This window comes from Aquamicrobium terrae (assembly GCF_052978165.1).
The window spans coordinates 435,059-461,153 of sequence record NZ_JBRKLZ010000001.1; the positions used below are offsets into that span (position 1 = coordinate 435,059).

Here is a 26,095-nt window from a genome sequence, read left to right on the forward strand (position 1 = left end):
CCGCTCAGGCCCGCCACCACTCCCGGCCGGAGGCAAGCCGCTCAATGCCGGCAGTGTCGACAGCCGCCAGCCGCCCGTCGATGCGCCGGCCGCCGACGTCGAGGTCAGGTGCGATCTCGGCGAGCGGCGCCAGCACGAAGGCGCGCTCCAGCATGCGCGGATGCGGCACCTCCAGCCCTGTTTCCTGGATGATACGGTCGCCGAACACCAATATGTCGATGTCGATGAGGCGCGGACCCCAGCGCTCCTCACGCACCCGCTTCAGCTTGCGCTCTGTTTCCAGGCACAGTTCCAGCAATTCATGCGGCTGCAAGGTGGTGGAAAGCTCGGCGGCGGCGTTCAGGAAATCCGGCTGGTCCAGCTTTCCCCACGGCGGCGTGCGGTAGAGCGAGGAGACGGCCCTCACCTCCACCTGCTGATGCGCGTCCAGCAGCCTGAGCGCCGTTCTCATCGATTTTTCCGGATCGCCGAGATTGCCGCCGAGGCTGAGGAAGACGCGGCTATTGGGGCCAGGCAACGGTCACCTCGACATGATCGAGCACGCCGCGCACCGGCGCGTTCGGCTTGCGGACGGTGATTTCGGCGCGCTGGATTTGCGGGAAACGCGCCGCGAGCGCCTTGGCGACCTCATGCGCCAGCGCCTCGATCAGGAAGCGCCGGCGGCCGGTGATGATCTCCTCGATCACCTGGAAGGCCACGCCATAGTCGACCGTGGCGTCCATGGAATCGGCTTCGAGCGGCTTGCTCGGCTCGACATGCAGCACCGCATCGACATAGAAGCGCTGGCCGAGCCTTTCCTCCTCGTCCAGGAGGCCATGCCTTGCGAAGAAGGCGCAATTCTTCATGCGGATGACATACATGTCTATTGTCCAGACCGGGCGGAGAGATGAGCTTGACGCGTCAGCATAGCATCGGCGACGGCCAGGGCATCCATGTTGATTGCGACATCGTGGACGCGAAAAAGCTGCGCGCCCTTGAGGCGAAGGATGACGCTGGTGGCTGCCGTCCCGGCATCGCGATGCGGCGCCTCGCGGCCGGTGACCACGCCGATGAAGCGCTTGCGCGAGGTGCCCGCCATCAGCGGAAAACCCAGTGCATGCAGTTCCTCGAAGCGCGCCATCAGGTCGAGATTGTCTTCCGGCGTCTCCTTGGCGAACCCGAATCCGGGGTCGAGCACGATGCGCTCGTCGGCAATGCCGGCCTCATGGGCGATTTCCAGCGACCGGCGCAGGAACAGGAACTGATCCTCGATCGGGTCGGCAAGCTTCTCGCGCCCGCGCCCGGTGTGCATGATGACCAGCCCGGCCCCGGTTTCGGCGGCGACCCGCGCGATGCCCGGCTCGCGCTGCAGGCCCCAGACGTCATTGACGATATGGGCGCCCGCCGCCACGGCCAGCCGTGCCGTCTCTTCCCGATAGGTGTCGATGGAGATCAGCGTGCCGTGGAGCGAGGCCAACGCCTCGATCACCGGCAAGGCACGCTCCTGTTCCTCGCGCGCGCTGATCGGCGCGGCCGAGGGTCCGGTCGATTCGCCGCCCACATCGATGATCGATGCGCCCTGCCCGACCATCAGGCGCGCCTGTGCCACGGCGTCGTCCAACGAGTTGTAGCGGCCGCCATCCGAAAAACTGTTCGGGGTCACGTTCAATATGCCCATGACCACGGCACGAGCGCCGAGATCGATATGGCGTCCATGCGCCAGATGCCATCGTCTCATCATGCTTGCCGCTCAGTCTGTGGCGAATAGCCGATTTCCGTTGCGCCAAATGCCGCCGTAACGCAAGGTGCGGCCAGAGACAACATTATGAAGAAAATTTTCCTTCCCCTGATGATCCTTGCCGCTATGGCGGCTCCGGCGGCAGCCGAGACGGTTGCCAAAAGCTACAGCTATTTCGGCGTCGGCGGCACCACCTACGACCAGATCGAAAGTGAACTGTCGAAACGCGGGCCGCATGTGAAATCGACCGGACTTCGTCATCCCGGCGCGACGCGCATGAATTTCACCACCAAGATCGGCTACGCCAATGATGGCCGGCACTGCCGCATCGTCTCGGCCGACACCACGGTGAAAGCCCGCGTCGTCCTGCCCAGATGGCGGCAGCGCAGCCGGGCGGATGGGGATGTACGCATCTTCTGGGACACGCTCTTTGCCGACATCAAGCGGCACGAGGACCGCCATGTCGAGATCGCCAAGGCGCATGCCCGCGAGATGGAGCAGTCGCTGAGGAAGGCAGGGCGTTTCAAGTCTTGCGAAGCCGCCGCTGCCAGGGCTAAGGAAATCTCGACCCGGATTCTTGACCGCCACGACAAGGCGCAACTCGAATTCGACCGCGTCGAAACCATCAATTTCGAAAGCCGGCTGCTCCGCCTTCTGCGCTACCGCATCGAGCGCATGGATAAAGCTGGCCGGCAGAGCTAGGGTTCACCAGGAACCACCGCACCAAAAAATCGGAGAATAATAACAATGGACCAGCCGATCGGTGGCCAAACGAAAGGGGCCGTGCCCAGCTTCTCGCTGAGCGAGCGCGAAAAGAACGTCATCATCGCCGGCGTTCTCCTGTCCATGCTTCTGGCCGCGCTCGACCAGACCATCGTTGCTCCCGCTCTGCCCACCATAGCGGCCTCGCTCGGCCATGCCGAATATCTGTCGTGGATCGTGACGGCCTATCTTCTGACGGCGACCGCCGTGGCCCCGCTCTACGGCAAGCTTTCCGATATCTACGGCCGCCGCTCCGTCATCTTCGCGGCGATCCTGATTTTCCTCGCCGGCTCCGTCATATGCGGGCTGGCGCCGAACATGTTCGTGCTGATTGCCGGGCGTGCCGTGCAGGGGCTGGGCGGCGGCGGCCTGTTCGCGCTGACCCAGACCGTGATCGGCGACCTGGTGCCGCCGTTGGAGCGGGCGCGCTATGCCGCCTGGATTTCGGGCACATGGGCGGTGGCCAGCATCGCCGGACCGTTGCTGGGCGGCGGCTTCGCCGAGCATCTGCACTGGTCGCTGATCTTTTGGATCAACCTGCCGCTCGGCATCCTCGCCATCGCCGTAACCAGCAAACCGTTGAAGAAGCTGGCCATAGCCGGCACGACGCACAGCATCGACGGCTGGGGCGCGCTTCTGCTCATCATCGCCACTTCCCTGCTGCTGCTTGCCGTCAACTGGGGCGGAAACCGCTATGCGTGGAGCGATCCGCAGATCATCGGCCTGCTGGCGGGATCGGCCGGGATCTGGTTCTTGTTCGGCCTCCGGCTGCGGATGGCGAACGAACCGCTGGTCTCGCTGGCCGTGCTCGGCAACCGTGTGGTGCTGACGGGAACCTTCTCCATGTTCCTGCTGCAGGCTGGCAGCATCGGCCTTGCCGTCTATCTGCCGGTCTACATGCAGGCGACGCTGGGCATGTCACCGGGCGACACCGGCCTCGCCATGCTGGGCCTGCTGCTTGGCACAGTCGTCGGCGCCGGCATGAGCGGCCGCCTGGTGCCGCGCCTGGTCAATTACAAGCGCATCGCCCATATCGGCATCGCCTGTGCCATTCTGAGCCTGGGCATCCTGGCTTATCTGGCTGACCACGCCGGGCTGCTGGAAGTGGAGATCGCCACGGCAATCGTGGGCGCCGGCATCGGGACCATCTTCCCGGTCTCCACCATCGCGGTGCAGAACGCGGTCGACAGGCAGCATCTCGGCGTCGCAACGGGCCTGTTGACCTTCCTGCGTTCCCTGGGCGGCGCCATCGGCGTGGCGGCGCTGGGCGCAATCGCCCTCGGCAACGATCTGCCGCTGGCCGGCGAAGGCGCGATGGCGGCCGAACTCGCCGGCCCTCGCGGTTCGTTTTCGGTGATCTTCCTGGCCACGGCGGCCATGCTGGCGGCAGGGCTGCTGGTCTTCGCCTTCATGCCGCAGAAGCCGCTGCGCGGCTATGACGCCTCGCAGGCGCCGATCATGCCCGAATGAGCTGTCGGCCGCATTGGTGCGACGCTGGGCGATCCCCGTCCGGCAGAAAAACCCGTTACCCTTGCCGCTCGGGAACCGACACGACGAGACCGTCGAGTTCGTCCCTGATCCTGATCTGGCACGACAGCCGCGAGTTCGGACGCACGTCATAGGCGAAATCGAGCATGTCTTCTTCCATGGCCTCGGGCTCGCCGACGATGTCCGTCCATTCCTCGTCGACATAGACGTGGCAGGTGGCGCAAGCGCAGGCGCCGCCGCATTCGGCCTCGATGCCCGGAACGGAATTGCGGATGGCGTTTTCCATGACGGTGGAGCCGTTTTCGGCTTCGACGTCAAAGCGGGTGCCGTCATGGGCTATGAATGTCAGCTTGGTCATTTAGTCACCTGAGGGGGAAGACACCGCGGAGATAATCACTCCTTCGCCCAAGTCAACTGCGGCGCAAGACCGCCATTCCATGGCGCCAGGAGACAAATTCGCCTAGCCGGGCCGCGAGACGAAAGCCAGGACTTCTTCCATGAGCTCGCCGAGCCGCGCCAGATTGTGCGCCGATCCCGGTTCGCGTTCGATCGCATCGGCACAATCGGCAAGGGCGAAGGCGCCGATGCCGCGCGCGGCGCCCTTGAGCCCGTGCGCCAATGCGGCCCGGTCTTCGGCCGAGGCATCACCGATTCGGGACCACACCATCCTCAGGTGCCCGGCAAACAGGTCCAGCACCTCGCGTTGCAGGTCCCTGTCGCCCATAGTCTGGCGCTCCAGATGGGCAAGATCGATGGGGCCGGAAGGGACTTTCCCACAGCTTTCGTCGGGCTGTCCCGAACTGGCCACATGGCCGCCTTTATTCAAGCTCCCAACTCCCGATCTGCGTCGACCGGCATGGCCGCGGTGGCGCGCAATGTGACAGGAACCGATGGACAGCAGGTTAAGAACCGATGCCCCCGCCTACCGGAAAAACGACCGTTTCCGCGGTTTCGGCCTCACATGGCCGTTAACCTTATATTTAAAGTTTTACGCATCGGCACGAATGCATGTTTTATTTACCCCCCTGTGTCATTACGATACGAGGCTCCATATTTGGCCTCTCCGCAGGGCGTGAAAAACCAAAACAAGACGCTCCACGCAGTTAGTACAGGGTAGCGAAGGCATGGCGAAGAAAACCACGACGGCGAAGTCCCTCGACAAGGACGTGGCCCAGGAACTCGAAAAAGCCCTCGATCTGGAGCTTGATCTGGACACTGCGGATATTGAGGATCTCGATATCGCGGCCTCCATGGAAGACCTGGAGGCGCAGATCGCGGAGGCGGCCGACGAACTGGCACGGGCCAGCCGCACCTCGCAGGAGAAGCAGGAACAGGAAGCCCAGCCGGCCGCTGTCGTTGCCGCGGCGCCCCCGCCTGCCCCCGAGCCCGAACCCGAGCCGCAGCCCCAACCCGCCGATCTTCGCCCCGTGGAAACGCCGGCTACGCAGCCGGCCGCCTTCGCCCCGGCCAACGACGATCGCCAGAAGGACTACAAGTCCCTCCTCCACAATCTGAACCGCCGCGCGCCCAACACCATTTATTGGGTCGTGGCGTTCCTGTCGCTGGCCTGGGTGGCCGGCGCGGCCGCGCTCGCCAATCTGGTGTTCGGCCCCGACGTCTGGCAGGTCCGCTCCTTCGAGCAGTTCCTGGCCCGCCCGCAGCTCATCGGTTTCCTGGTTGCGACTGTGCTGCCGATCGTCCTGTTCTGGGCCTTCGCCGCCATGGTGCGCCGCGCGCAGGACATGCGCCTCGCGGCACAGTCGATGACCGAAATGGCCTTCCGCCTCGCCGAGCCCGAAAGCCTCGCCCAGGATCGCGTCATGATGCTTGGCCAGGCGGTGCGCCGCGAGGTCGCCGCCATGGGCGAAGGCATCGAGCGCACGCTGGCGCGCGCTGTCGAGCTGGAAACGCTCGTCCACAGCGAGGTCAACCAGATCGAACGCTCCTATTCCGAGAACGAGGCGCGCATCCGCTCGCTCGTCGACGGTCTGGGCAGCGAGCGCGAGGCCGTCATCGGCCATGCCGAGCGCGTTCGGGCCTCCATCGCCGGGGCGCATGAAACGCTGCGCGAGGAGATCAATTCTGCGGGCGACGCCATTCGCGAAAGCATCATGGGCGCCTCGACCCAGCTTACGATGACGATCACGTCTTCGGGCGACAGCCTGATCGATCGCATCAACGAAAGCTCCATGACGATCTTCGACTCGGTCGAGAGCCGCCTGGATTCCATCACCGACCGCCTGTCGACTTCGGGCGAGGCCTTTGCCTCCCTGCTCGACACCCGCATCGCCAAGCTGACCGACAGCGCCGACGGCCTGACCCGTTCGCTGACCGAACTGCTGGATGACCGCACCTCCGGCATGGTCTCCCTGCTGGGCGGCGCCGCACGCACCCTCACCTCCGAATTCGAGGCGAGCCTTTCCGGCATCGAGCGCACGCTGGCCGAGCGCGGCCAGGCGCTCATCAGCGAGTTCGAGACCCGCGCCGAGGCGCTGGACACCGGAACGCAGAAGCTCAATGCCGCGCTGGAGGCCCGTGCCCGCCAGATCAACGAGACGCTGGCCGAGCGCACCCGCGATATCGCCGAGGCCTTCACCTCCGGCAAGGATTCGCTGTCTTCGCTCATCGATCAGGGCCGCAGCCAGATCGGCACCGACATGGCCGAGCTGATCTCCTCGACCTCGACCATGCTGGAAGCCCGCGCCAGCGACTTCGCCGGCCGCCTCGAGGCGGCCCGCGACACCGTCTCCTCCGCCTTCGACGCGGACATCGAGAAACTGGCCGATGCCCGCGCCGGCATCGACGAAGCGGTGCGCCAGCACAGCATCGAGATGGCCGAGAGCCGTGAACGCATGGCCGCCGCCCTGCACGACGACCTTGCGAAGTTCGCCGAAGGGCGCGCCGAGATCGACACCATGGTGTCGAACCAGATCGAGAAGCTGGCCGAAGGCCGCAATCTCATCTCGAAGGCGCTCGAAGAAGACCTGCGCAAGGTCAACGAATCCCGCGCCGCCATCGACGCCTCGCTGGGCACTCACCTCGAAACGCTGGAGGTAGGCCGCAGGCGGCTGGCCGATTCTCTGCACGAAGACTCGCAGAAACTCGTGCAAGCGCGTGCAAACATTGATGAAATGGTTGCCGGACATGTCGGCAAGCTGGCCGAGGGCCGCACCATCCTGTCGCGCGCGCTGGAAGCCGACCTGACCAAGCTGGCCGAAAGCCGCTCGAGCATCGACGGCCTCGTCGCCGGACAGGTCGAGAAGCTGGCCGAGGGCCGCGACATCCTGCGCCGCGCCATGGAAGCCGATCTCGCCAACATCAACCGCATGGTCGCCGATCATTCGCAAAAGCTGGCCGGCGACCGTGGCCAGCTCTCGCAGGCGCTCGAAGCCGACATCGCCAGGCTGGAGGAGAGCCGTGCCGGCATCGACGGCCTCGTCGCCGGGCAGATCGAAAAGCTGGCCGAGGGCCGCGATATCCTCAAGGCCGCGCTGGAGGCCGACCTCTCCAATATCAACCAGTTGATCGCCGATCATTCCCAGAAGCTGGCCGGCGACCGCAGCCTGTTGTCCCAGGCCCTGGAAGCCGACATCGCCAAGCTGGAAGAAAGCCGCGCCGGCATCGACGGTCTGGTCGCCAGCCAGGTCGAGAAGCTGGCCGAAGGCCGCGATATCCTCAAGCGCGCCCTCGAAACCGACCTCACCAACATCAACCGCATGATCGCCGATCATTCGGAAAAGCTGGCCGGAGATCGCAACCTGCTGTCGCAGACGCTGGAAGACGACCTTGCCAAGCTGGCCGAGAGCCGCGCCGGCATCGACGGCCTCGTCGCCGGGCAGGTGGAGAAGCTGGCCGAAGGCCGCGATATCCTCAAGGCCGCACTCGAACGCGATCTGGACACCATCCGCAACGTGATTGCCGAGCAGTCGCAGCAGCTCGTCGGCGAGCGCGAGCGCTTCTCGACCTCGCTCGAGGACGACTTGCGCAACGTCAACAGCCTTGTCGGCGCCCATGCCGATCGGCTGGTGCAGGAGCGCGCGGCACTGGCCAAGGCTTTGGAAGAAGACCTTGCCAAGCTGGCCGAAAGCCGGTCGAGCATCGACGGCCTCGTCGCCGCCCAGGTCGAGAAGCTGGCCGAGGGCCGCGATATCCTCAAGCGCGCGCTGGAGGCAGACCTTGCCAAGCTGGCGGACAGCCGCTCGAGCATCGATGGCCTCGTCACCGGACAGGTCGAGAAGCTGGCCGAGGGTCGCGATCTCCTCAAGCGCGCGCTTGAAGGCGACCTCGGCACCATTCAGCAGGCCATCGCCGACCAGGCCGACAAGATGGCCGAGGAACGCGCCAAGCTTTCGCAGGCGCTGGATGCCGAACTGGCACGCGTCAACACCCTCATCGAGCAGCATGCCGGCCGGCTGGCCATCGACCGCAGCGCCCTGTCGCGCGTGCTGGAAGAAGACCTCGCCAAGCTGGCCGAAAGCCGCGCCGGCATCGACGGGCTGGTTGCCACGCAGGTCGAGAAGCTGGCCGAAGGCCGCAACATCCTGCAGCGCACCCTTGAGGCCGATCTGGAGAAGATCTTCCAGAGCCGCGGCCTGATCGAGGACGCGCTGGCCGGCCAAGTCGACAAGCTGGCGGATGCCCGCCGCGAGATCGATGCGGCCGTCAGTGACCACATCGATCGCATCGCCTCGACCAGCACCCGCATTTCCGACTCGATCACCGGCGACATCAGCCGCATCGAGGATGCCTTCCAGCGCCAGACCGGCGTGATCGAGGAACGCACGGGAACCATGGAGCGGGCCCTGTCGCTCGGCGTCGACAATATCCGCGGCGTGCTGGAAAAGAGCGCCGTGTCGGTTGCCAGCGCCCTGCGCGAAAAGGTGCTGGAGGTCACGGCGGCGCTCAACGAGCAGGCCGGCATGGCCTTCTCCGATGCCGATCGCCAGATCGCCGAGCGCGCGGAACAGACGTCCGCCGCCCTGCTCGCCCGGGCGCAGGACATCTCCCGCGCCTTCGAGGAGGCCGAGGGCCGTCTGGCCACGCGTGCGGAAGACACGTCTTCCATGCTGATCGCCCGCGCCGAAGAAACCGCCGACAGCCTGGCCGCCCGGGCCGGCTCCATCGTCGAGAGCTTCGAGGTTGCCGACCAGCGCCTTGCCCAGCGCGCCATCGAGACGGCGCAATCGCTGGCCGCCCGCGCCGGCGACATCCTGCGCAATTTCGAGGATGCCGACGCCCGCCTCAGCACCCGCATCGGCGACTCCGCCGAGGCGCTGGCCGCCCGCGCCGCCGACCTTGGCCGCATCTTCGATGCCGCCGACGAGAAGCTGATCGCCCGCATCGCCGAAGGTTCCGAAGCCCTCACCGGCCGCGCCGCCGAGATGGGCCGCATCTTCGACGCCGCCGACGAGAAGCTGGTGGCCCGCATCGCCGAAGGTTCGGAAGCCCTCACCAACCGTGCGTCCGAGATGGGCCGCATCTTCGACGCGGCCGACCAGAAGCTGACGCAGCGCATCACGGAAGGCTCGGAAACCCTCAGCAGCCGCGCCGGCGAGATCGCCCGCGTGTTCGACGAGGCCGACAACCGCATGGTGTCGCGCATCGCCGAGACGGCTTCGACCATCGGCCAGCACGCCGACAGCATCGTCGGCGCCTTCGCCGAGACGGAGCGGCAGGTGGCCGCGCATGCCAGCGAAACGGGCAAGGCGCTTGCCGATCAGGCCCGTTCGATTGAAGCGGCCCTTGCCGGCGCCGACGAGCGTCTTGCCGCAGGTGCCGAGACGGTCGCCAGCCGCATCGGCAAAAAGGTGGAGAGCGTCGAGAACCGCCTCGCCCGCTCCGCCGAAGCGATGGGCGAAAAGCTCGACGAGCAGGTCGCCCAGGCAGAGAACCAACTGGTGGCGCGCGCCAACACCATCGCCGAAACCTTCAGCGCCGTCGGCCAGCATATCGGCCAGAGCACCAACGAGGCGGCGAAGACCATCGGCACCAACACGCGTGAGCTCAACGAGATGCTGGCCACGCGTTCGGCCGAGATCACCCGCATCCTCGACGAAACGGCGCGTCCGCTGGTCGAGCGTTTCGCCGATGGCGGCTCCGAACTGCAGAAGAGCATGGAGGAAGCGACCGAGCGGGCGACGGAGAAGCTGCGCCAGGAAAATGCAAGACTGTCCAACGCGCTCGCCAACCGCACGGCGGAAACGCTGTCTGCGGTGGAGAACGCGCGGGCGACCCTCGCGGAGAACATCAACGACCTCATCGGCCGCCTCGGCGCGTCGAGCCAGGGGCTTGGCCAGCTCATCGAGCAGGCCGCTGCCAATCTCGGCGAGATCGACGAAAAGCTGGCCGGCAGCACGCAGAGCTTCGCCGCGACCACCGAAAAGGCCGCGCAGACCTTCGCAAGCTCGGCGCGCCTGGTCGACTCCAACACCTCGCGCCTGACCGAACTGTCGTCCACCACGCTGCGTGAGGTGGCCTCCATCGCCACCAAGTTCGACGAGCACAGCCGCCTGCTGTCCAGCGCGTCCGAACTGCTCAGCTCGGCCCAGAGCAATCTGGAGCATACGCTGGAGCGCCAGACCTCGCTGGACGACCTCGCCGTCGGTCTGGTGAAGAAGTCGGAGGACCTGGAAAAGGTCATGAAGTCCTTCGAGGCGCTGGTGGGACGCACCTTGCAGACCGCCGAAAGCCGCACGCTGGAATCGGCCGACAAGATCCGCTCGTCCATCGGCGACGTGGTGGAGGCCGCGACCAAGCGCTTCGCCGACGCCACCGAGGAGATGCGGCAGACGGCCTCCTCCATCAAGAGCGAGCTGGACCTCACCCGCGCCGAGCTGAAGCGCGGCGTGGTGGAGATGCCGGCCGAGGCCAAGGAATCGACGACGGCGATCCGCCGCGCCGTTTCCGAGCAGATCAACGCGCTCAAGGAACTGTCCGCCATCGTGGCCAAGTCCGGCCGCAGCGTGGACACTCCGCAGTCCGGCAACCTGCGCCCCGCACCGGCCCCTGCCCCGCAACCGGCCGAACCGCCGCGCCGGGCCGCTTCGCCCGCACAGCCGGCAGCCCCGGCCAATCCGCTCGGCGGCACCGCCCTGCGTGGCGCGCTGGACACCGACCAGCGTTCGGAAACGGCCCTGCGCGAAGGCGAAACCCGCCCGCAGCAACAGGGCGGCTGGGTTCGCGACCTGCTGAGCGGCGCTTCGCGGGATGACGGAGCCAAGCCGGCCGATACGGCGCGCGCGGCAAAGCCGGCCGAGCGTTCACCGCTGCACGTGGTGGAATCGCTCAACTCGCTGTCGGTCGACATCGCCCGGGCCATCGACCATGAAGCGTCGATCGAGTTGTGGAACCGTTACCGCCGTGGCGAACGCGACGTGTTCACGCGCCGGCTCTACACGCTCAAGGGCCAGCAGACCTTCGACGACATCCGCCGCAAGTATCAGGCGGAGGCCGAGTTCCGCGCCGCCGTCGACCGTTATTGCGAGGACTTCGAGAAGCTGCTGAAGGATGTTGCCCGCACCGACCGCGACAACATCATGACCCAGACCTATCTCACCTCCGATACCGGCAAGGTCTACACCATGCTGGCCCACGCCAGCGGCCGCCTGCGGTAAGACAACGGATCAGGGAAAACGGAAAGGGCGGGGATTTCCCGCCCTTTTCTTTTGCTCCCGTCAAACAGCAGGCCCTCCCGGATACGCGCCTCGAATCACCTTCGCAGATCAGCAGCAGGAGCGGTTTTCGGATGAAACGGCCGAAGCCAGAATCACCCCCTCATTCTCCAGCCGGGACCTCCTTCCCGTTCATGGAGAGGAGAGTGGCACGACGCTGATGCCTTCCTCTTCCCGCTTGCGGGCAGAGGATAAGGATGGGGGCCGTTTCCGTAAAAACCAAAAGCGAAGGCACATCCAGCGCGCGGTCGAATCCACCCGACCAGGCAACAAAAAAGGGCGGGGAAACCCGCCCATTTTTACTGCCGGTTCCGGTGCCGCGATCAGGTGAGCGGCGAAAGCTGGATTTCGACACGGCGGTTCTGGGCGCGGCCATCGGCGGTCGCGTTGCTGGCGATCGGCCGGGTCTTGCCGAAGCCGCTGACGGCGAAGCGGCGCTGGTCGACGCCCTGCCCGGCCAGATAGTTTGCCACCGACAGCGCACGGCGCTGCGACAGGTCGAAATTATGCTGGTCGCTGCCCGTCGAATCGGTGTGGCCGTAAACATCGACCAGCGTCTGGTTGTACTTGCGCAGCACCAGCGCCACGGAGTTCAGCACCGGATAGAAGTCGGCGCGCACCGCGTCCTGGTCGACACCGAAGGTGATGTCGGACGGCATGTTGAGCATGATCTGGTCGCCGACGCGGGTGACGCTGACGCCCGTGCCCTGCAACTGGGCCCGCAGCTCGGCCTCGTTCTGGTCCATCTTGGCGCCGACCAGGCCACCGGCGAGCGCACCCACGCCCGCGCCGATCAGCGCATTGCGGCGGTCGTCACCGCCGGCCAAAGTGCCGAGTGCCGCACCCGCCAAAGCACCGATGCCCGCGCCGCCGGCCGTGTTGGAGATTTTCTGCTGGCCGGTATAAGAATCCGTCGTGCAGGCTGCTGCAAGCGCGCCAACGACGGCCATGGCGATCACGGTTCTGGTCTTCATCAGGATTTGTCCCTCATAAGCTGCGACGCGCGAAGCGCCTCTTGACCCCTTCCGGCCCCTTCTAACACAAAATACGGCGAAATACGGAACCTCCCCGGACAAAAACGGCGGCCACCCGGGCCGCCATCCACTCAGTCCAGATCGGCCACCACCGCCCCCTCGCTGCCGCTGATGCGGTGCGACAGGGACGCTTCCATGAACTCGTCCAGATCGCCGTCCAGCACGTCCGAAGGGCTGGTCGATTCCACCCCGGTGCGCAGGTCCTTCACAAGCTGGTAGGGCTGCAGCACGTAGGAGCGGATTTGATGGCCCCAGCCGATGTCGCTCTTGGAGGATTCGGTCGCATTGGCCGCGGCCTCGCGCTTCTTCAGCTCTTCCTCGTAAAGGCGCGAGCGCAGCATCTCCCACGCCTTGGCGCGGTTCTTGTGCTGCGAGCGTTCCGCCTGGCAGGCAACCGCAATGCCGGTCGGGATATGGGTGATGCGCACCGCCGAATCGGTGGTGTTGACGTGCTGGCCGCCTGAACCGGACGAGCGATAAGTGTCGATGCGCACTTCCGATTCCGGAATCTCGATGACGATCGAATCGTCGATCACCGGATAGACCCATACGCTGGCGAAGGAGGTGTGGCGGCGCGCGTTGCTGTCATAGGGCGAGATGCGCACGAGACGGTGCACGCCCGATTCCGTCTTCATCCAGCCATAGGCATTATGACCCTTGATCAGCACGGTGGCGGACTTGATGCCGGCCTCTTCGCCTTCGTGGACTTCCAGCACCTCGACCTTGAAACGGCGGCGCTCCGCCCAGCGCGTGTACATGCGCAGCAGCATCGAGGCCCAGTCCTGGCTCTCGGTGCCGCCCGCGCCGGCATGGATTTCCAGATAGGTGTCGTTGGTGTCCGCCTCGCCCGAAAGCAGGGTCTCGACCTGCCTGGCCTTGACCTCGCCGCGCATGGAACGCAGGGCGTCCTCCGCCTCCGTGACGATGCTGTCGTCACCCTCTTCCTCACCCATGGCGATGAGTTCGAGATTGTCTTCGAGCGCCTGGGTCAGGCTTTTCACCGCGCCGATGCCGTCCTCGAGGCTCTGGCGCTCGCGCATCAGTTTCTGGGCTTCCTGCGGATCGTTCCAGAGACTGGAATCTTCCGCCAGGACATTCAGGTACTCCAGTCGTTTCAGGGCCTGATCCCAGTCAAAGATGCCTCCTCAGCAGGCTTATGGCCTGCTTGATTTCGTCGACGATGTTCTGCGTTTCGGCGCGCATGGCGGGCGCTGTTCCCTTGGCTGTTGCGGTGATTTGATTGGTTGGCGCGATACATAGGCAGCAGGGCCACGCCTGTAAAGCGAAATGGGCAGGCGCATGGCCTGCCCAACCGTATGATGCTGCCGGGATGCCGGTCAGTAAAGGCCGCCGCCGCCGGACTGGATGGCCTGGTTGGCCTGCGGCGACAGTGCCTCCCCATAGCCGTTCGAGCCGTCCTCGCCCATGCCGATGACCCAGTAGGAATCGGCGGGGCCGGTGCCGGGCTTGAAAGCCTCGACGATCGTGCCCGGCTGGCCAGGGTTGGCCTGCATGCCGGTCTTGCGGTCGATGGAGACGAGGTTCATGCCGTCCGGCACCTTGAAGTCGACATTGGGCGTGCCTTCCAGCGCCACGCGCATGAAGTCCTTGAAGACCGGGGCGGCAAGACCGCCGCCGGTGGTGCCGCGGCCAAGGCTCTTGGGCTTGTCGAAGCCCATATAGAGGCCGACAACCAGGTTCGGCGTATAGCCGATGAACCAGGCGTCCTTCTCGTCATTGGTGGTACCGGTCTTGCCGGCGATGTGGCGGCCGAGCTCGGCGACCGTGGCGGCGGTGCCGCGCTGCACCGTGCCCACCATCATCGAGGTGATCTGGTAGGCGGTCATCGGGTCGAGCACCTGCTCGGCATTGTCGATCAGCTCGGGCTCGGGCTGGTCCTGCCATTCGCTGGCATTGCACCCTTCGCAACCGCGATCGTCATGGCGGAACACGGTCTTGCCGTAACGGTCCTGGATGCGGTCGATGAGCGACGGTTTGATCGAGCGGCCGCCATTGGCCATGATCGCATAGGCGGACACCATGCGCATCACCGTCGTCTCGCCCGAACCAAGCGACATCGGCAGATAGGGCGCCAGCTTGTCGTAGACGCCGAAGCGTTCGGCATATTCGGCCACCAGCTTCATGCCCATGTCGTTGGCCAGCCGCACCGTCATCAGGTTGCGCGAGCGCTCGATGCCGGAGCGCAGCGTGGACGGGCCGGCGGCGCGGCCGTCATAGTTCTTCGGCGTCCAGGTGGTGTTGCCGCTCTGGATGGTGATGGGGCCGTCCATGATCACGGAAGCCGGCGTATAGCCATTGTCGAGCGCCGCCGCGTAGACGATCGGCTTGAACGAGGAACCGGGCTGGCGCATCGCCTGGGTGGCGCGGTTGAACTCGGACTGGGCGTAGGAGAATCCGCCCACCATGGCCAGCACACGGCCCGTATGGGGGTCCATGGCGATCATGCCGCCGCTGACCTCGGGCAACTGGCGCAGCCTGTAGGCGTTCTCGGAATCCTCGCGCTTTTCGACGAAGATGACGTCGCCCGGCTTCAGCACATCGGCCGGCGACTTCGCCTTGACGAGCTTGCCGTCGACGACATGGCGCATGGCAAACGACATGTCTTCCTTGCTGACCGTGGCCTCCACACGCTCCTTGACCAGATCGCCGGAGACCTGCCGCGCCGGCTTCAGGCCGATGCGCAGGCCGGAATCGGAGCTTTCCAGCACCACGGCCGGGGTCCACTCGGGAACATCGTCCAGGTTCTTGACCTCGCCCAGCGGCACGCCCCAGTCGCCGGAAACGTCGATGGTCGTTACCGGCCCGCGATAGCCGCGCAGCGTGTCGTATTTGATGAGGCCGGTCTGCATCGCCTTGCGGGCGACGCGCTGCAACTCGGGGTCGAGCGTGGTGCGCACCGAAAGCCCGCCCTCGTAGAGCGCGGTCTGGCCGTAGCGGGCGATGATCTCGCGGCGCACTTCCTCGGTGAAATACTCGCCGGCGAACAGATAGGTGCCGTTGCGGCGCGGCTTGACGCCAAGCCCCTCAGCCTTGGCCTTGGCGGCCTCGTCGCGCGAGATGTAGTTGTTCTCGGCCATCTGGTCGATCACCCAGTTGCGGCGCTCGATGGCCCGGTCCGTGTGGCGGAACGGATGATAGTTGGACGGCCCCTTGGGCAGTGCCGCCAGATAGGCGGCTTCCGACGTGGTCAGCTCGCTCACCGACTTGTCGAAATAGGTCAGCGCCGCGCCCGCCACGCCATAGGCGCCGAGGCCGAAGAAGATCTCGTTGAGATAGAGTTCGAGGATGCGGTCCTTCGGATAGGCCTGCTCGATGCGGAACGACAGGATCATTTCCTTGATCTTGCGTTCGTAGGTCTGGTCCGAGGTGAGCAGGAAGTTCTTCGCCACCTGCTGGGTAATGGTCGAGGCGCCGACCTGGCGGCGGCCCGAGCCCATGTTCTGGAAATTGGTAACGACGGCGCGGGCCAAGCCGGTCGGGTCGATGCCCGGGTGATTGTAGAAATTCTTGTCCTCGGCCGACAGGAAGGCGGCCTTGACGCGGTCCGGAACGGCCTGGATCGGCAGGTAAAGGCGCCGCTCATGCGCATATTCGGCCATCAGCGAGCCGTCCGAGGCGTGGATTCGCGTCGTCACCGGCGGCTCGTACTTGGCCAGAACCTCATAGTCGGGCAGGTCCTTCGCCAGATTCCCGACATAAAGGGCCACGGCGCCCGCAACCAGCAGGGCAAGCGCTGTGCCGATGCCGAAAAAATAGCCGATAAGCCGAATCATGCCCGCTCCGTCCGAGAGTCCGCCGCCTCCCCAATGGGCGCGACGGTGCGCGCAAGGCTCCTGGGAGGTCCTAGATCGGGAACCATTGTCGCCCTGATGTGGGTAAAATGCGGCAACGGGCAAACTCGATTCTCGAAGAGGCCCACAATATCGCACTGTGTTGTGCGCTTGCAACGCCGCCTTGCAACGGAAACCGGCATCAGCCGCCCGCCGCCGCCTTGGCCGAAGCGAAGGCGGCAATGGCGTTGATGATGCTGGAGGCTGCCTTGTCGCGCCATTCCGGGTTGATGAGCTGCGCCTCGTCTTCCGGGTTGGAGAGGTAGCCGAGCTCCACCAGAACCGAGGGAACGTCGGGCGCGCGCAGGACCTTGAAGCCGGCGAAGCGGTGCGGATTGTTGATCAGGCCGACGGTGGTGGACAGTTCCCCCACCAGCGTATTGGCGAAGCTCATCGAGAAGGAATGGGTCTCGCGGCGGATGAGATCGAAGAGGATGTCGGCCACCTCGGGGCTGTCCACCTTCACCTCGATGCCGCCCAACTGGTCCGCAAGGTTCTCGCGCTCGGCCAAGGCCTGCGCCTCGGCGTCCGAGGCCTTGTCGGACACGGTATAGACGGTGGCGCCGCGAATGCCCTTCAGCCGGATCGTATCGGCATGGATGGAGATGAACAGATCTGCCTCGTTCTGGCGCGCGATGCGTACCCGCTCGTCCAGCCTGAGGAAGACGTCGCTGTCGCGCGTCAGCATGACGTCATATTTGCGGGTGGCGTCGAGCTTCGCCTTGAGTTCACGCGCAAAGGCCAGCGTAACCTCTTTCTCCTGCGTGCCGCTGATGCCTTCCGCACCGCCATCGACGCCGCCGTGACCGGGGTCGAGCACGACGGTGAACCGGCGCAGCGGTGTTTTGGCCCTGCGGTCGCCCTTGTCGCCCGCCACCGTCGAGGCGGTTGTCAGGGCCTGTTCGGCAAGGGCTTCCTCGAACTGACGGTCGGATGCCGCCGAAATTTCCACCGCGAGACGATGGCCTGCGCCGTCCTCGTTCTCGAGCACGTCGAGCCGGTCGACGAGGAAGGGCCCCTTGCCGGAAATGACCAGGCGGGAATTGCCCTCGCCCGTCTTGCCGTAGCGCACGCCCGCCACCAGCCCCCTCGCCTTGAGGTCGGCGGTGGCGATCTTCATCTCGGTCGAAGGCAGGTCGATGACCAGCCGGTGCGGCGCACGCAGCAGAAACCAGTGCGGCGACGGCTCGCCGTCGAAATTGAGCACGATGCGCATGCGCGTCGCGTCGCCGGCCATCTTGTATTCCGTCGCCGTGAGGCCATCGGCGGCAAGCACCGGCGCCGGCAGCAGGCATTGCAGTCCGGCGAGGAACACCAGCAGCATGAGGGCGGCGCCAAAGCGGCGGCACAGGCCCGCCACCTTGCCGGCTGGCGCATTCGACCCTATATCGTAACGCGTGGCTTCCATTGCGGCGGCTTTGCCTGTCGTTGATCGTGGCGCCGATACGACGCAATTCGATTAACAGTTCGTAGCCAGAGAAGGTTAACCAAGCCTTTTCAGAAGCGACCTTACCCGACGTAAGGCCTATTTGCCGGCATCCGAAAACAGGGTTGCCTTCCACCTCGCCAAATCTTAAAAGCAGCGGTGGACTACCGCAATCTCGGAACCGTCCTATCGTAGCGCGCTGCATTACGGCGAAAGTCGGCAGCCTCCGCGCGGAGACGATGGGTTCGCGGTTGGTCACAAAAGGTTTTCGCAGGCATGAACCCGTGGCGGGGAGTTGTCTGCGTTCAGGAAAACGGCTCGGGTCTGCCCGGCCGGCTCTGGTCAAGAGCAAACAAGCTGGTCCGGTTTCCGGGCTTTGGTTCAAGAGGTCCACTGGCTCAAAATGCCTTCGAGCGCCATCATGGAAAGGTCCGCACCCCACCGCGCCATAACGGCAGCGGGCGGTTCCGCCATTGCGCTTCGAGGACAGCACAGGGACATACAATTATCCGGCACCCTTACCCATTCGAACCGGCAGCGGCGGGCATGGCCCGGCTGCCCGGCGCGGGCGGCTGCCGGGAGGAAACGCAGTAATGCCCAACAACAAGATGCTTATAGATGCCTCCCACCCGGAGGAAACGCGGGTCGTCGTCGTTCGCGGTAACCGCATTGAAGAATTCGATTTCGAATCCCAGGACAAGAAGCAGCTCAAAGGAAATATCTATCTCGCCCGCGTGACGCGGGTCGAACCTTCGCTTCAGGCGGCCTTTGTCGAATATGGCGGAAACCGTCACGGCTTCCTCGCCTTTTCCGAAATCCATCCCGATTACTACCAGATTCCCGTCGCCGACCGGCAGGCGCTGCTGGCCGCCGAGGCCGAGGACGCCCAGGCCGATCACGACGAGGACCATGGCGGCGAGGAACGCAAGGAGCGCGACCGCTCCCGGCGCAACCGCCGGCGCGGCAGCAAGGCCCGCGACCATGGCGAGGAAACGAATCGCGTCGAAGCCGCCAGCAACGAAAACGCTGACGAAACCGAAGCCGATGACACCATTGGCACCGAGGAAGAAGCTTCCGTTTCCGTCGAGCTGACGGATCTGGCCGACCAGGCCGAGGAAGATGCGCAGGGCGAAGCCGAGGCCGGTGAAGCGCAAGAGGCAGCCGACGAGGCGGAATCCGGCGAGGAAACCGAAGCTTCCGGCGACAAGCCTTCCTCCATCGCGGCCGCCATCGAAACCGACGTGATATCGGAGCCGGTTGCCGAGCAGGACGCCGCGCCCGAGGCCGAGCATGAAAACGGCGACCGCGGCACCGTCGAGGAAGTGGCTTCCTCCAATGGCGACGACCATGAGGTCGAATCGGTCGGCGCCGAAGACGCGCTGGAAGAGGCCCGCAACCGCCGCAAGCCGCCGCGCCGCCAGTACAAGATCCAGGAAGTCATCAAGCGCCGCCAGATTCTGCTGGTCCAGGTGGTCAAGGAAGAGCGCGGCAACAAGGGCGCGGCTCTCACCACCTATCTGTCGCTGGCCGGCCGCTATTCGGTGCTGATGCCCAACACCGCACGCGGCGGCGGCATTTCCCGCAAGATCACCAATGCCCAGGACCGCAAGCGCCTGAAGGAGATCATGACCGATCTCGAGGTGCCGGAAGGCATGGGCGTCATCCTGCGCACGGCCGGCGAAAGCCGCACCAAGGCCGAGATCAAGCGCGACTACGAATATCTGATGCGGATGTGGGAAAATGTCCGCAACCTGACGCTCCAGTCCACGGCCCCTGCCCTCGTCTACGAGGAAGGCTCGCTCATCAAGCGTTCGGTGCGCGACCTCTACAACAAGGACATCAACGAGGTGCTGGTCGCCGGCGAGGAGGGCTATCGCGAGGCGAAGGACTTCATGCGCATGCTGATGCCCAGCCATGCCAAGGTCGTCCAGCCCTACCGCGACACCACGCCGATCTTCGTACGCTCCGGCATCGAGGGTCAGCTCGACCGCATGGTGCAGCCGCAGGTGACGCTCAAGAGCGGCGGCTACCTGATCATCAACCAGACCGAGGCGCTGGTTTCCATCGACGTCAACTCGGGCCGCTCCACCAAGGAGCACTCCATCGAGGAGACGGCGCTGCACACCAATCTGGAAGCGGCCGAGGAGATCGCCCGCCAGTTGCGCCTGCGCGACCTGGCCGGCCTGATCGTCATCGACTTCATCGACATGGAGGAGAGCCGCAACAACCGCGCCGTCGAAAAGCGGCTCAAGGAGCATCTCAAGAACGACCGCGCCCGCATTCAGGTCGGCCGCATCTCGCATTTCGGCCTCCTGGAAATGTCGCGCCAGCGCATCCGCGCCAGCGTTCTGGAATCGACGATGAAGCCCTGCCCGCACTGCGGCGGCACCGGCCATGTCCGTTCGGATTCCTCCGTTGCGCTGATGGTGGTTCGCGCCATCGAGGAATTCCTGCTCAAGGATTCACGCCACCACATCACCGTGCGCACCCCGGCCACCACGGCGCTCTATGTGCTCAATCACAAGCGCAGCACGCTGATCGAGCTGGAGAAGCGTTTCGGCGTGCTGGTTACCGTCGAGGCCGATGAAAGCACCGCCTCGCAGCACTATGTCATCTCGCGCGGCGCGATCGCCGAAAAGCCGGAAGGTTTTGTCGAGATCCGGCCGCAGACCGGCTTTGCCGATGACGACGAGGCCGAAGACGAGATCATCGTCGAAGAGGAGGACGTCGAGGAAGCCGTCGTCGCCCAAGGCGACGAGGCCCAGGGCGAAAGCCAGCGCGACCGCAAGCGCCGCCGTCGCCGCCGTCGTCGTGGCGGGCGTGATCGCGAGCATGGCGAACAGACCCATGAAGCCGGCGCCGACAGCCTGTCGGAAGACGCGGACGAAACCGGAAGCGACGACGACGAGGAGGATGCCATCTCCGAAAGCGAGGCGGTGGCGGCCAAGGCGGACGATGCCCAGTCCAAGAAGCGCCGTCGCGGCAAGCGTGGCGGTCGCCGCAGCCGCAATGGCGAAGACGCCCAGGCCGACGGCGAGACCGCCGAGGCAGTAGAAGCGGTCGCTGTGACGGAAGAGGTTGTCGCCGATACCCAGCCGGAAGTGGCCGAGGCCCCGGCACGCGAAGCGCCAGCGGAAGCCGTTGCCGAAGCAGAGGAAGCTCCCGCGCCGGCCGAAGAGGCTCCGGCGGAAAAGCCGAAGCGTGCACGCCGTACCACCCGCACCAAGAAGGCCAAGGCTGACGAGGCCCCGGCGGAAGCAGCCGACGCGCCCGTCCCGGCAGAACCCGCCGCCAAGGCCGAAGCTGCCGCGGATGCGCCCTTGCCGAACGGCGCCGCGGACGCAGAGCCCGCCGAAGCCCCGGCAAAGCCGACCCGCAGCCGCCGCAAGGTAGCCGCAGCCGAGGTGCCGGCCGAACCGGTCGTCTCGTCCGTCGTTGCCAATGAGGATGCCGCCCCGGCGGAAGAAAAGCCGAAGCGCGGCGGCTGGTGGCAGCGCAAGAGTTTCTTTTAAACTCTGACTTCCATTGAGAAAAAAAGCCCGGATGGTCCTTTCCAGCCGGGCTTTTTGTCTTAAAGAGCCGTTCGAAAGCAGTCAGGCGCCGAACACCGACCAGTTCATCGCCCGCGCCAGCTTTTCCAATGCCAGTGTGCCCAGCCGCGAATTGCCGTGTGCATTGAGGCCCGGCGACCAGACCGCAACCGAGCCGACGCCCGGCACCGTGCCCAGGATGCCGCCGCCCACGCCGCTCTTGGCCGGAATGCCGACGCGGAAGGCAAAGTCGCCTGAACCGTCATAGTGGCCGCAGGTCAGCATCAGGGCGCTGATGCGCCGCGCCCGCTCCGCCGAGACGACCGAATGGCCGCCGGCGCCACGGCCCCGGTCGGCAAGGAAGCGCCCGGCAAGTGCAAGCTGCCGGCAGTTCATGGCGATGGCGCAATGGTGGAAATAGACGCCCAGCGCCAGTTCCGGCGCGTGATCGAGATTGCCGAACGACTTCATGTAGTTGGCCAGCGCGACATTGCGATAGCCGGTGGCGCGTTCCGATGCCGCCACCTGATGGTCGATGACGATGCCGTCATCGTCGGCGAGGAACTGGACGAAGCGCAGGATTTCGCCGATGGCCTCGCGCGGCTGATGGCCGGCCAGCAACATGTCGGCGACGACGATGGCACCCGGATTGATGAAGGGATTGCGCGGCACGCCGGCTTCGTGCTCGAGCTGCACGATCGAATTGAACGGATTGCCGGAGGGTTCCCGCCCGACCCTGCGCCACAGCGCATCGCCCACCTTGCCAAGCGCCAGCGTGAGCGTGAACACCTTGGAAACGCTCTGGATCGAGAAGCTTTCCTCGGCATCCCCCGCCGTCAACACCCGGCCGTCGACAAGCGCGACCGCGATGCCGAACTTGGCCGGATCGATCCTGGCGAGCTGCGGAATATAGGCGGCCACCTCTCCGCGATCCGTGCGCACCGACATTTCCGCGGCGATTTCATCCAGAACGCCCTGAAGATCCGGCACGCCCTGCCTCCCCGTCATTTCAGCCAGCGCTCAAGGCGGGCCAGCGCCTCGATCATGTCGGCATGGCTGCCGGCATAGGAAAAGCGGATGTAGCGATGGCCCTGCTGCGGGTCGAAATCCTTGCCCGGCGTGGCCGCCACATGCGCCTCAGCCAGCATGCGCCCGGCAAACGCCATGCTGTCGTTTGTGTGGCGGCTGACGTCGCAGAAGGCGTAGAAGGCCCCGTCCATCGGCGCGGCCAGCGGAAAGCCGAGTTCCGGCAGGCGGCGCATCAACAGCTCACGGTTCTGCGCATAGCGCGCCTTGACGGCCTCCAGCTCTTCGGTGGCCGAAAACGCCTCGATGGCCGCGATCTGCGACAATTCCGGCGCAGAAATATAGAGGCTCTGGGCGATGCGCTCCACCGGGCGCACCAGTTCTTCGGGAAGCACCATCCAGCCGATGCGCCATCCGGTCATGCAATAATATTTGGAGAAGGAATTGATGACCGTGACCTCGCCGCCATAGGCAAGCGCGGTCCTGTCCGGCGCCCCATAGGCCAGCCGATGGTAGATCTCGTCGGAAATCACGGTGATGCCGAGCTCGCGGGCCGTTGCGACGAGTTCGCCCAGTTCGCGCTCGGGAATCACGGCCCCGGTAGGATTGGCCGGGCTGGCGAACAGCACGCCCTTGAGCGGCTTTTGCGCATGAGCCGTTCGAAGATGGGCAGCGTCCAGATAGGGAGCGCCGTCCAGTTCGATCTCGACCACCTCGATGCCAAGCGCCGCCATGATGTTGCGATAGGCCGGATAGCCGGGCGCGGCGATCGCCACGCGGTCGCCGGCATCGAACATGGCAAGGAAAGCGAGGTTGAAGGCGGCCGACGACCCCGTCGTCACAGCGATCCGGGCCGGCGACACCTCGACGTCATAGTGTTCCGCGTAGTGGCGCGCGATGGCTTCGCGCAAGCTCATCAGGCCGAGCGCATCCGTATAGCCGATGCGTCCGCGCTCCAGCGCCTCGGCGGCAGCGCGCCGAACCGCGGCGGGAGCCGGATCGGACGGCTGCCCGACCGCCATCGAAACGACGTCGATGCCCTGCGCTATCAGCCGGTTCGCCCCGGCCAGAACGTCCATGGCATGGAACGGCTCGACCGCTCCGCGACGCGACGACGACACATTCATTGGTACCAATCCTCGTTCCGTTCCGGCCCGCCGGTCGGCAGGCAGCGCCGCACAATTGCCCGATTGCTGTGGGGATCACAAGTTCATGAACTTTACGGCGGCGCCTTTTCATCGCACGAAGGCTCAGCTACCAGTGGAGCGGAAATGATGAACCTGCCCATTAACGTCCGGCCTTTTGTCCGGGCCGGCAAGGCGCTGGCCACGATGACGCTTGGCGTCGCCATGCTGGCTTCGACCACTGCGCAGAGCTTTGCCCAGGGCGTTCCGGTCGTCCGCGATGCCGAGATCGAGGCGCTGGTGCGCGACTATTCGCGGCCGATCTTCAAGGCCGCGGGGCTTTCCAAGGCCGGCATCCAGATCGTTCTGGTCAACGACAAGAGCTTCAACGCCTTCGTGGCCGGGCGGCGCATGTTCATCAACACCGGCGCGCTGATGCAGGCCGAAACGCCCAACGAAATCATCGGCGTCATCGCCCATGAAGCGGGGCATCTGGCCGGCGGCCACCAGCAAAGGCTGCGCGACCAGCTCGAACGGGCCAAGACCATGGCCATCATCGCCGGCCTCCTGGGCGCCGGCGCCATCGTTGCCGGCGGCGCTTCGGACAATCGCGGCCTGGCGGGCGCTGGCATCGGCCTTGCCACCGGCGGTAGCGAAGTGGCGCGCCGCAGCCTGTTGTCCTACCAGCGCGGCGAGGAAATGGCCGCCGACCGCTCCGCCATCACCTATCTCGATGCGACCGGCCAGTCCGGCAGGGGCATGCTCGCCACCTTCAAGCGCTTCCAGAGCGCGTTGTCGCTGTCGGGAGCAAGGGTCGATCCCTATCGCGTCAGCCACCCCATGCCGCAGGACCGCATCTCCAACCTGCAAACGCTGATCGAACGCAGCCCGAATTACGGCAAGGCCGATTCGGCCGCCTTGCAGCAGCGCCATGACATGATGCGCTTCAAGATCGCGGCCTACACCCAGGGCCAGGCGGCGGCCTCGCGCATGATCGCCAAGAATCCCGGCACTATGGCCGCCAAATATGGCGACGCGCAGGTCACCTATCTCTATGGCAACCTGCGTTCCGCCCAGAGCAAGGCGGATGCGCTGGTCAAGGCCCAGCCCGGCAATCCCTATTTCCACGAGTTGCGCGGCGATATCCTGATGAAGACCGGCAGGCCGAAGGAAGCCGCCGCCGCCTATGGCAAGGCGATCCAGCTCGATCCGGCCAAGTCCGGCCTGCTGCCGGTCATGCAGGGGCAGGCGCTGCTGGCTATCGGCACGCCCGATGCCGTGAAGCAGGCCGTGGCGCAGATCAACAAGGGGCTGGAGCGCGACCGCGAGAACATCTCCGCCTATCGCTATCTCGCGCAGGCGCAGGGCATGCTCGGCAATGTCGCGGAAGCCGAGCTTGCCACGGCCGAGGGCCACTACTATTCCGGCGCCTATCGGGACGCGGCCGTGTTCGCCGCCCGTGCCCAGACACGGCTGAAGCCCGGTTCCCCGGCCTGGCTGCGCGCGCAGGACATCATCAACCAGGGCAAGTCTGCCCGCAAGTAACGCCATGCCGCGCCACGCCGCGCACCAGAAAGGACGATCCCCATGAAGAGAACAGGCCTGCTCGGCGCCACGGCCCTGGGCCTTGCGTTGCTTGCAACCGGCTACATGGCCGGCAATCGCGGCCTTGACGTCGCGCCCGCCGCCCATGCCGAAACGCTGGATCGCGCGACCGTCGAGAAGATCGTGCGCGACTATCTGCTGGCCAACCCGGAAGTCCTGCTTGAAGCACAGGAAGCGCTGGAGACGAAGCAGCAGGAGCAGCAGCGCCTCGCCCATCTCGACACCATCAAACAGAACAAGGACGCCATCTTCAATTCCAGCTTCGACGGCGTCGTCGGCAACCCGGACGGCAAGGTCACCATCGTCGAGTTCTACGACTACAATTGCGGCTACTGCAAACGCGCCATGGACGACATGGAAGCGCTGACCAAGGAAGATCCCGACCTGCGCTTCGTGCTCAAGGAATTCCCGATCCTGAGCGCGGACTCGCAGAAGGCCAGCATCGTTTCCATGGCCTTCCACCTCATGCAGCCGGAAAAATATGGCGATTTCCACCGCGCCCTGATGAGCGGCGAAGGCCGCGCCACGGAAGAGGAGGCCATCAAGGTCGCGCTGTCGCTAGGTGCCGACGAGGCCGAACTGCGCGCCAAGATGAAGGATCCCTCCATTCCGCAGGCGCTTTCGGCGACCTACGAGCTGGCCACCAAGCTCTCCGTCAGCGGCACGCCCTCCTATGTGGTGGGCGAGGAAGTGATCTACGGCGCGCTTGGCAAGGAAGTGCTGGCCGAGAAGATCGCCGCCGCCAAGGAAGCGCTCTGACCCCGGAACGGGACTTTTGCGGACAGAGCCTGCTGTGGACAGGCAAAGAAGCGGCTTGCGCTCTTTTCGCACCGGTTTAAGCGCATTATAGAAGGTCCGGCGT

At 65.3% G+C, this 26,095-nt stretch carries 17 protein-coding genes; 6 read left to right on the top strand and 11 right to left on the bottom strand.

Translation table 11 applies throughout. The annotated features are described in order from the left end of the window. Positions 1–4: 4 nt before the first annotated feature. From folK to folP, 3 genes are read right to left on the bottom strand one after another with little or no spacing between them, the layout of a single operon-like run. Complete coding sequence (gene folK, locus ACVCNR_RS02335; RefSeq protein ID WP_447073695.1) at positions 5–451, bottom strand: 2-amino-4-hydroxy-6-hydroxymethyldihydropteridine diphosphokinase; 447 nt, start codon at positions 449–451, stop codon at positions 5–7. A 49-nt stretch (positions 452–500) separates the two neighbouring features. Further along, a complete protein-coding gene (folB, locus tag ACVCNR_RS02340) occupies positions 501–860 on the bottom strand; it encodes a dihydroneopterin aldolase (protein WP_354192286.1) in 360 nt (119 codons plus the stop codon). Positions 861–862: 2 nt separating this feature from the next. After that, positions 863–1,720 carry a dihydropteroate synthase gene (folP, locus tag ACVCNR_RS02345; protein ID WP_447073697.1) on the bottom strand — a complete coding sequence of 286 codons (858 nt, stop codon included), beginning with the start codon at positions 1,718–1,720 and terminating at the stop codon, positions 863–865. Between the two features lie 84 nt (positions 1,721–1,804). On the opposite strand from folP, the gene ACVCNR_RS02350 reads away from it, so the two are divergent. Together ACVCNR_RS02350 and ACVCNR_RS02355 are read left to right on the top strand one after the other, a co-directional pair. After that, on the top strand, positions 1,805–2,419 hold the full coding sequence (locus ACVCNR_RS02350) for a DUF922 domain-containing Zn-dependent protease (RefSeq protein WP_354192284.1): 615 nt from the start codon (positions 1,805–1,807) through the stop codon (positions 2,417–2,419). A gap of 45 nt (positions 2,420–2,464) precedes the next feature. Beyond that, entirely contained in the window at positions 2,465–3,949 is a 1,485-nt protein-coding gene (locus ACVCNR_RS02355; RefSeq protein ID WP_447073698.1) for an MDR family MFS transporter, read from the top strand. A 55-nt stretch (positions 3,950–4,004) separates the two neighbouring features. Here the strand turns inward: ACVCNR_RS02355 and ACVCNR_RS02360 are convergent, their stop codons facing one another. Both ACVCNR_RS02360 and ACVCNR_RS02365 read right to left on the bottom strand, forming a co-directional pair. Further along, positions 4,005–4,325, bottom strand: coding sequence for a 2Fe-2S iron-sulfur cluster-binding protein (locus ACVCNR_RS02360; protein ID WP_354192282.1), 321 nt, complete (start codon positions 4,323–4,325; stop codon positions 4,005–4,007). A 102-nt stretch (positions 4,326–4,427) separates the two neighbouring features. Continuing rightward, a complete protein-coding gene (locus tag ACVCNR_RS02365; RefSeq protein ID WP_354192281.1) occupies positions 4,428–4,793 on the bottom strand; it encodes an Hpt domain-containing protein in 366 nt (121 codons plus the stop codon). Between the two features lie 298 nt (positions 4,794–5,091). Here ACVCNR_RS02365 and ACVCNR_RS02370 point away from each other — a divergent pair, with 298 nt between their 5' ends. Then, complete coding sequence (locus ACVCNR_RS02370; RefSeq protein ID WP_447073700.1) at positions 5,092–11,580, top strand: apolipoprotein A-IV repeat region-like domain-containing protein; 6,489 nt, start codon at positions 5,092–5,094, stop codon at positions 11,578–11,580. A 380-nt stretch (positions 11,581–11,960) separates the two neighbouring features. On the opposite strand, the gene ACVCNR_RS02375 is transcribed toward ACVCNR_RS02370, so the two are convergent. The 4 genes from ACVCNR_RS02375 to ACVCNR_RS02390 form a co-directional block, all read right to left on the bottom strand. After that, positions 11,961–12,611 (bottom strand): YiaD family glycine zipper/OmpA-like lipoprotein, encoded by a 651-nt coding sequence (locus ACVCNR_RS02375; RefSeq protein WP_447073702.1) that lies wholly within the window; start codon positions 12,609–12,611, stop codon positions 11,961–11,963. 131 nt (positions 12,612–12,742) lie between these two features. Beyond that, a protein-coding gene (gene prfB, locus ACVCNR_RS02380; RefSeq protein ID WP_354192277.1) for a peptide chain release factor 2 occupies positions 12,743–13,874 on the bottom strand; the annotation gives its coding sequence in 2 pieces (ribosomal slippage) (positions 12,743–13,807 and positions 13,809–13,874; 1,131 coding nt in all). Between the two features lie 134 nt (positions 13,875–14,008). Next, positions 14,009–16,465: a penicillin-binding protein 1A gene (locus tag ACVCNR_RS02385; RefSeq protein WP_354192276.1), complete on the bottom strand. Its 2,457-nt coding sequence runs from the start codon at positions 16,463–16,465 to the stop codon at positions 14,009–14,011. 199 nt (positions 16,466–16,664) lie between these two features. Continuing rightward, a complete protein-coding gene (locus ACVCNR_RS02390) occupies positions 16,665–17,930 on the bottom strand; it encodes an N-acetylmuramoyl-L-alanine amidase (RefSeq protein WP_354192275.1) in 1,266 nt (421 codons plus the stop codon). A gap of 611 nt (positions 17,931–18,541) precedes the next feature. Here ACVCNR_RS02390 and ACVCNR_RS02395 point away from each other — a divergent pair. Further along, positions 18,542–21,460: an Rne/Rng family ribonuclease gene (locus ACVCNR_RS02395; RefSeq protein ID WP_447073704.1), complete on the top strand. Its 2,919-nt coding sequence runs from the start codon at positions 18,542–18,544 to the stop codon at positions 21,458–21,460. An 81-nt stretch (positions 21,461–21,541) separates the two neighbouring features. On the opposite strand, the gene ACVCNR_RS02400 is transcribed toward ACVCNR_RS02395, so the two are convergent. Then, positions 21,542–22,486 (bottom strand): glutaminase, encoded by a 945-nt coding sequence (locus tag ACVCNR_RS02400; protein WP_435521519.1) that lies wholly within the window; start codon positions 22,484–22,486, stop codon positions 21,542–21,544. Further along, complete coding sequence (locus ACVCNR_RS02405) at positions 22,483–23,631, bottom strand: pyridoxal phosphate-dependent aminotransferase (RefSeq protein ID WP_447073705.1); 1,149 nt, start codon at positions 23,629–23,631, stop codon at positions 22,483–22,485. The genes ACVCNR_RS02400 and ACVCNR_RS02405 overlap by 4 nt, the downstream gene beginning before the upstream one ends. A gap of 147 nt (positions 23,632–23,778) precedes the next feature. Here ACVCNR_RS02405 and ACVCNR_RS02410 point away from each other — a divergent pair, with 147 nt between their 5' ends. Beyond that, positions 23,779–25,173 (top strand): M48 family metalloprotease, encoded by a 1,395-nt coding sequence (locus ACVCNR_RS02410; protein WP_435521518.1) that lies wholly within the window; start codon positions 23,779–23,781, stop codon positions 25,171–25,173. A gap of 42 nt (positions 25,174–25,215) precedes the next feature. Next, entirely contained in the window at positions 25,216–25,992 is a 777-nt protein-coding gene (locus ACVCNR_RS02415) for a DsbA family protein (protein WP_354192268.1), read from the top strand. Positions 25,993–26,095: the final 103 nt, after the last annotated feature.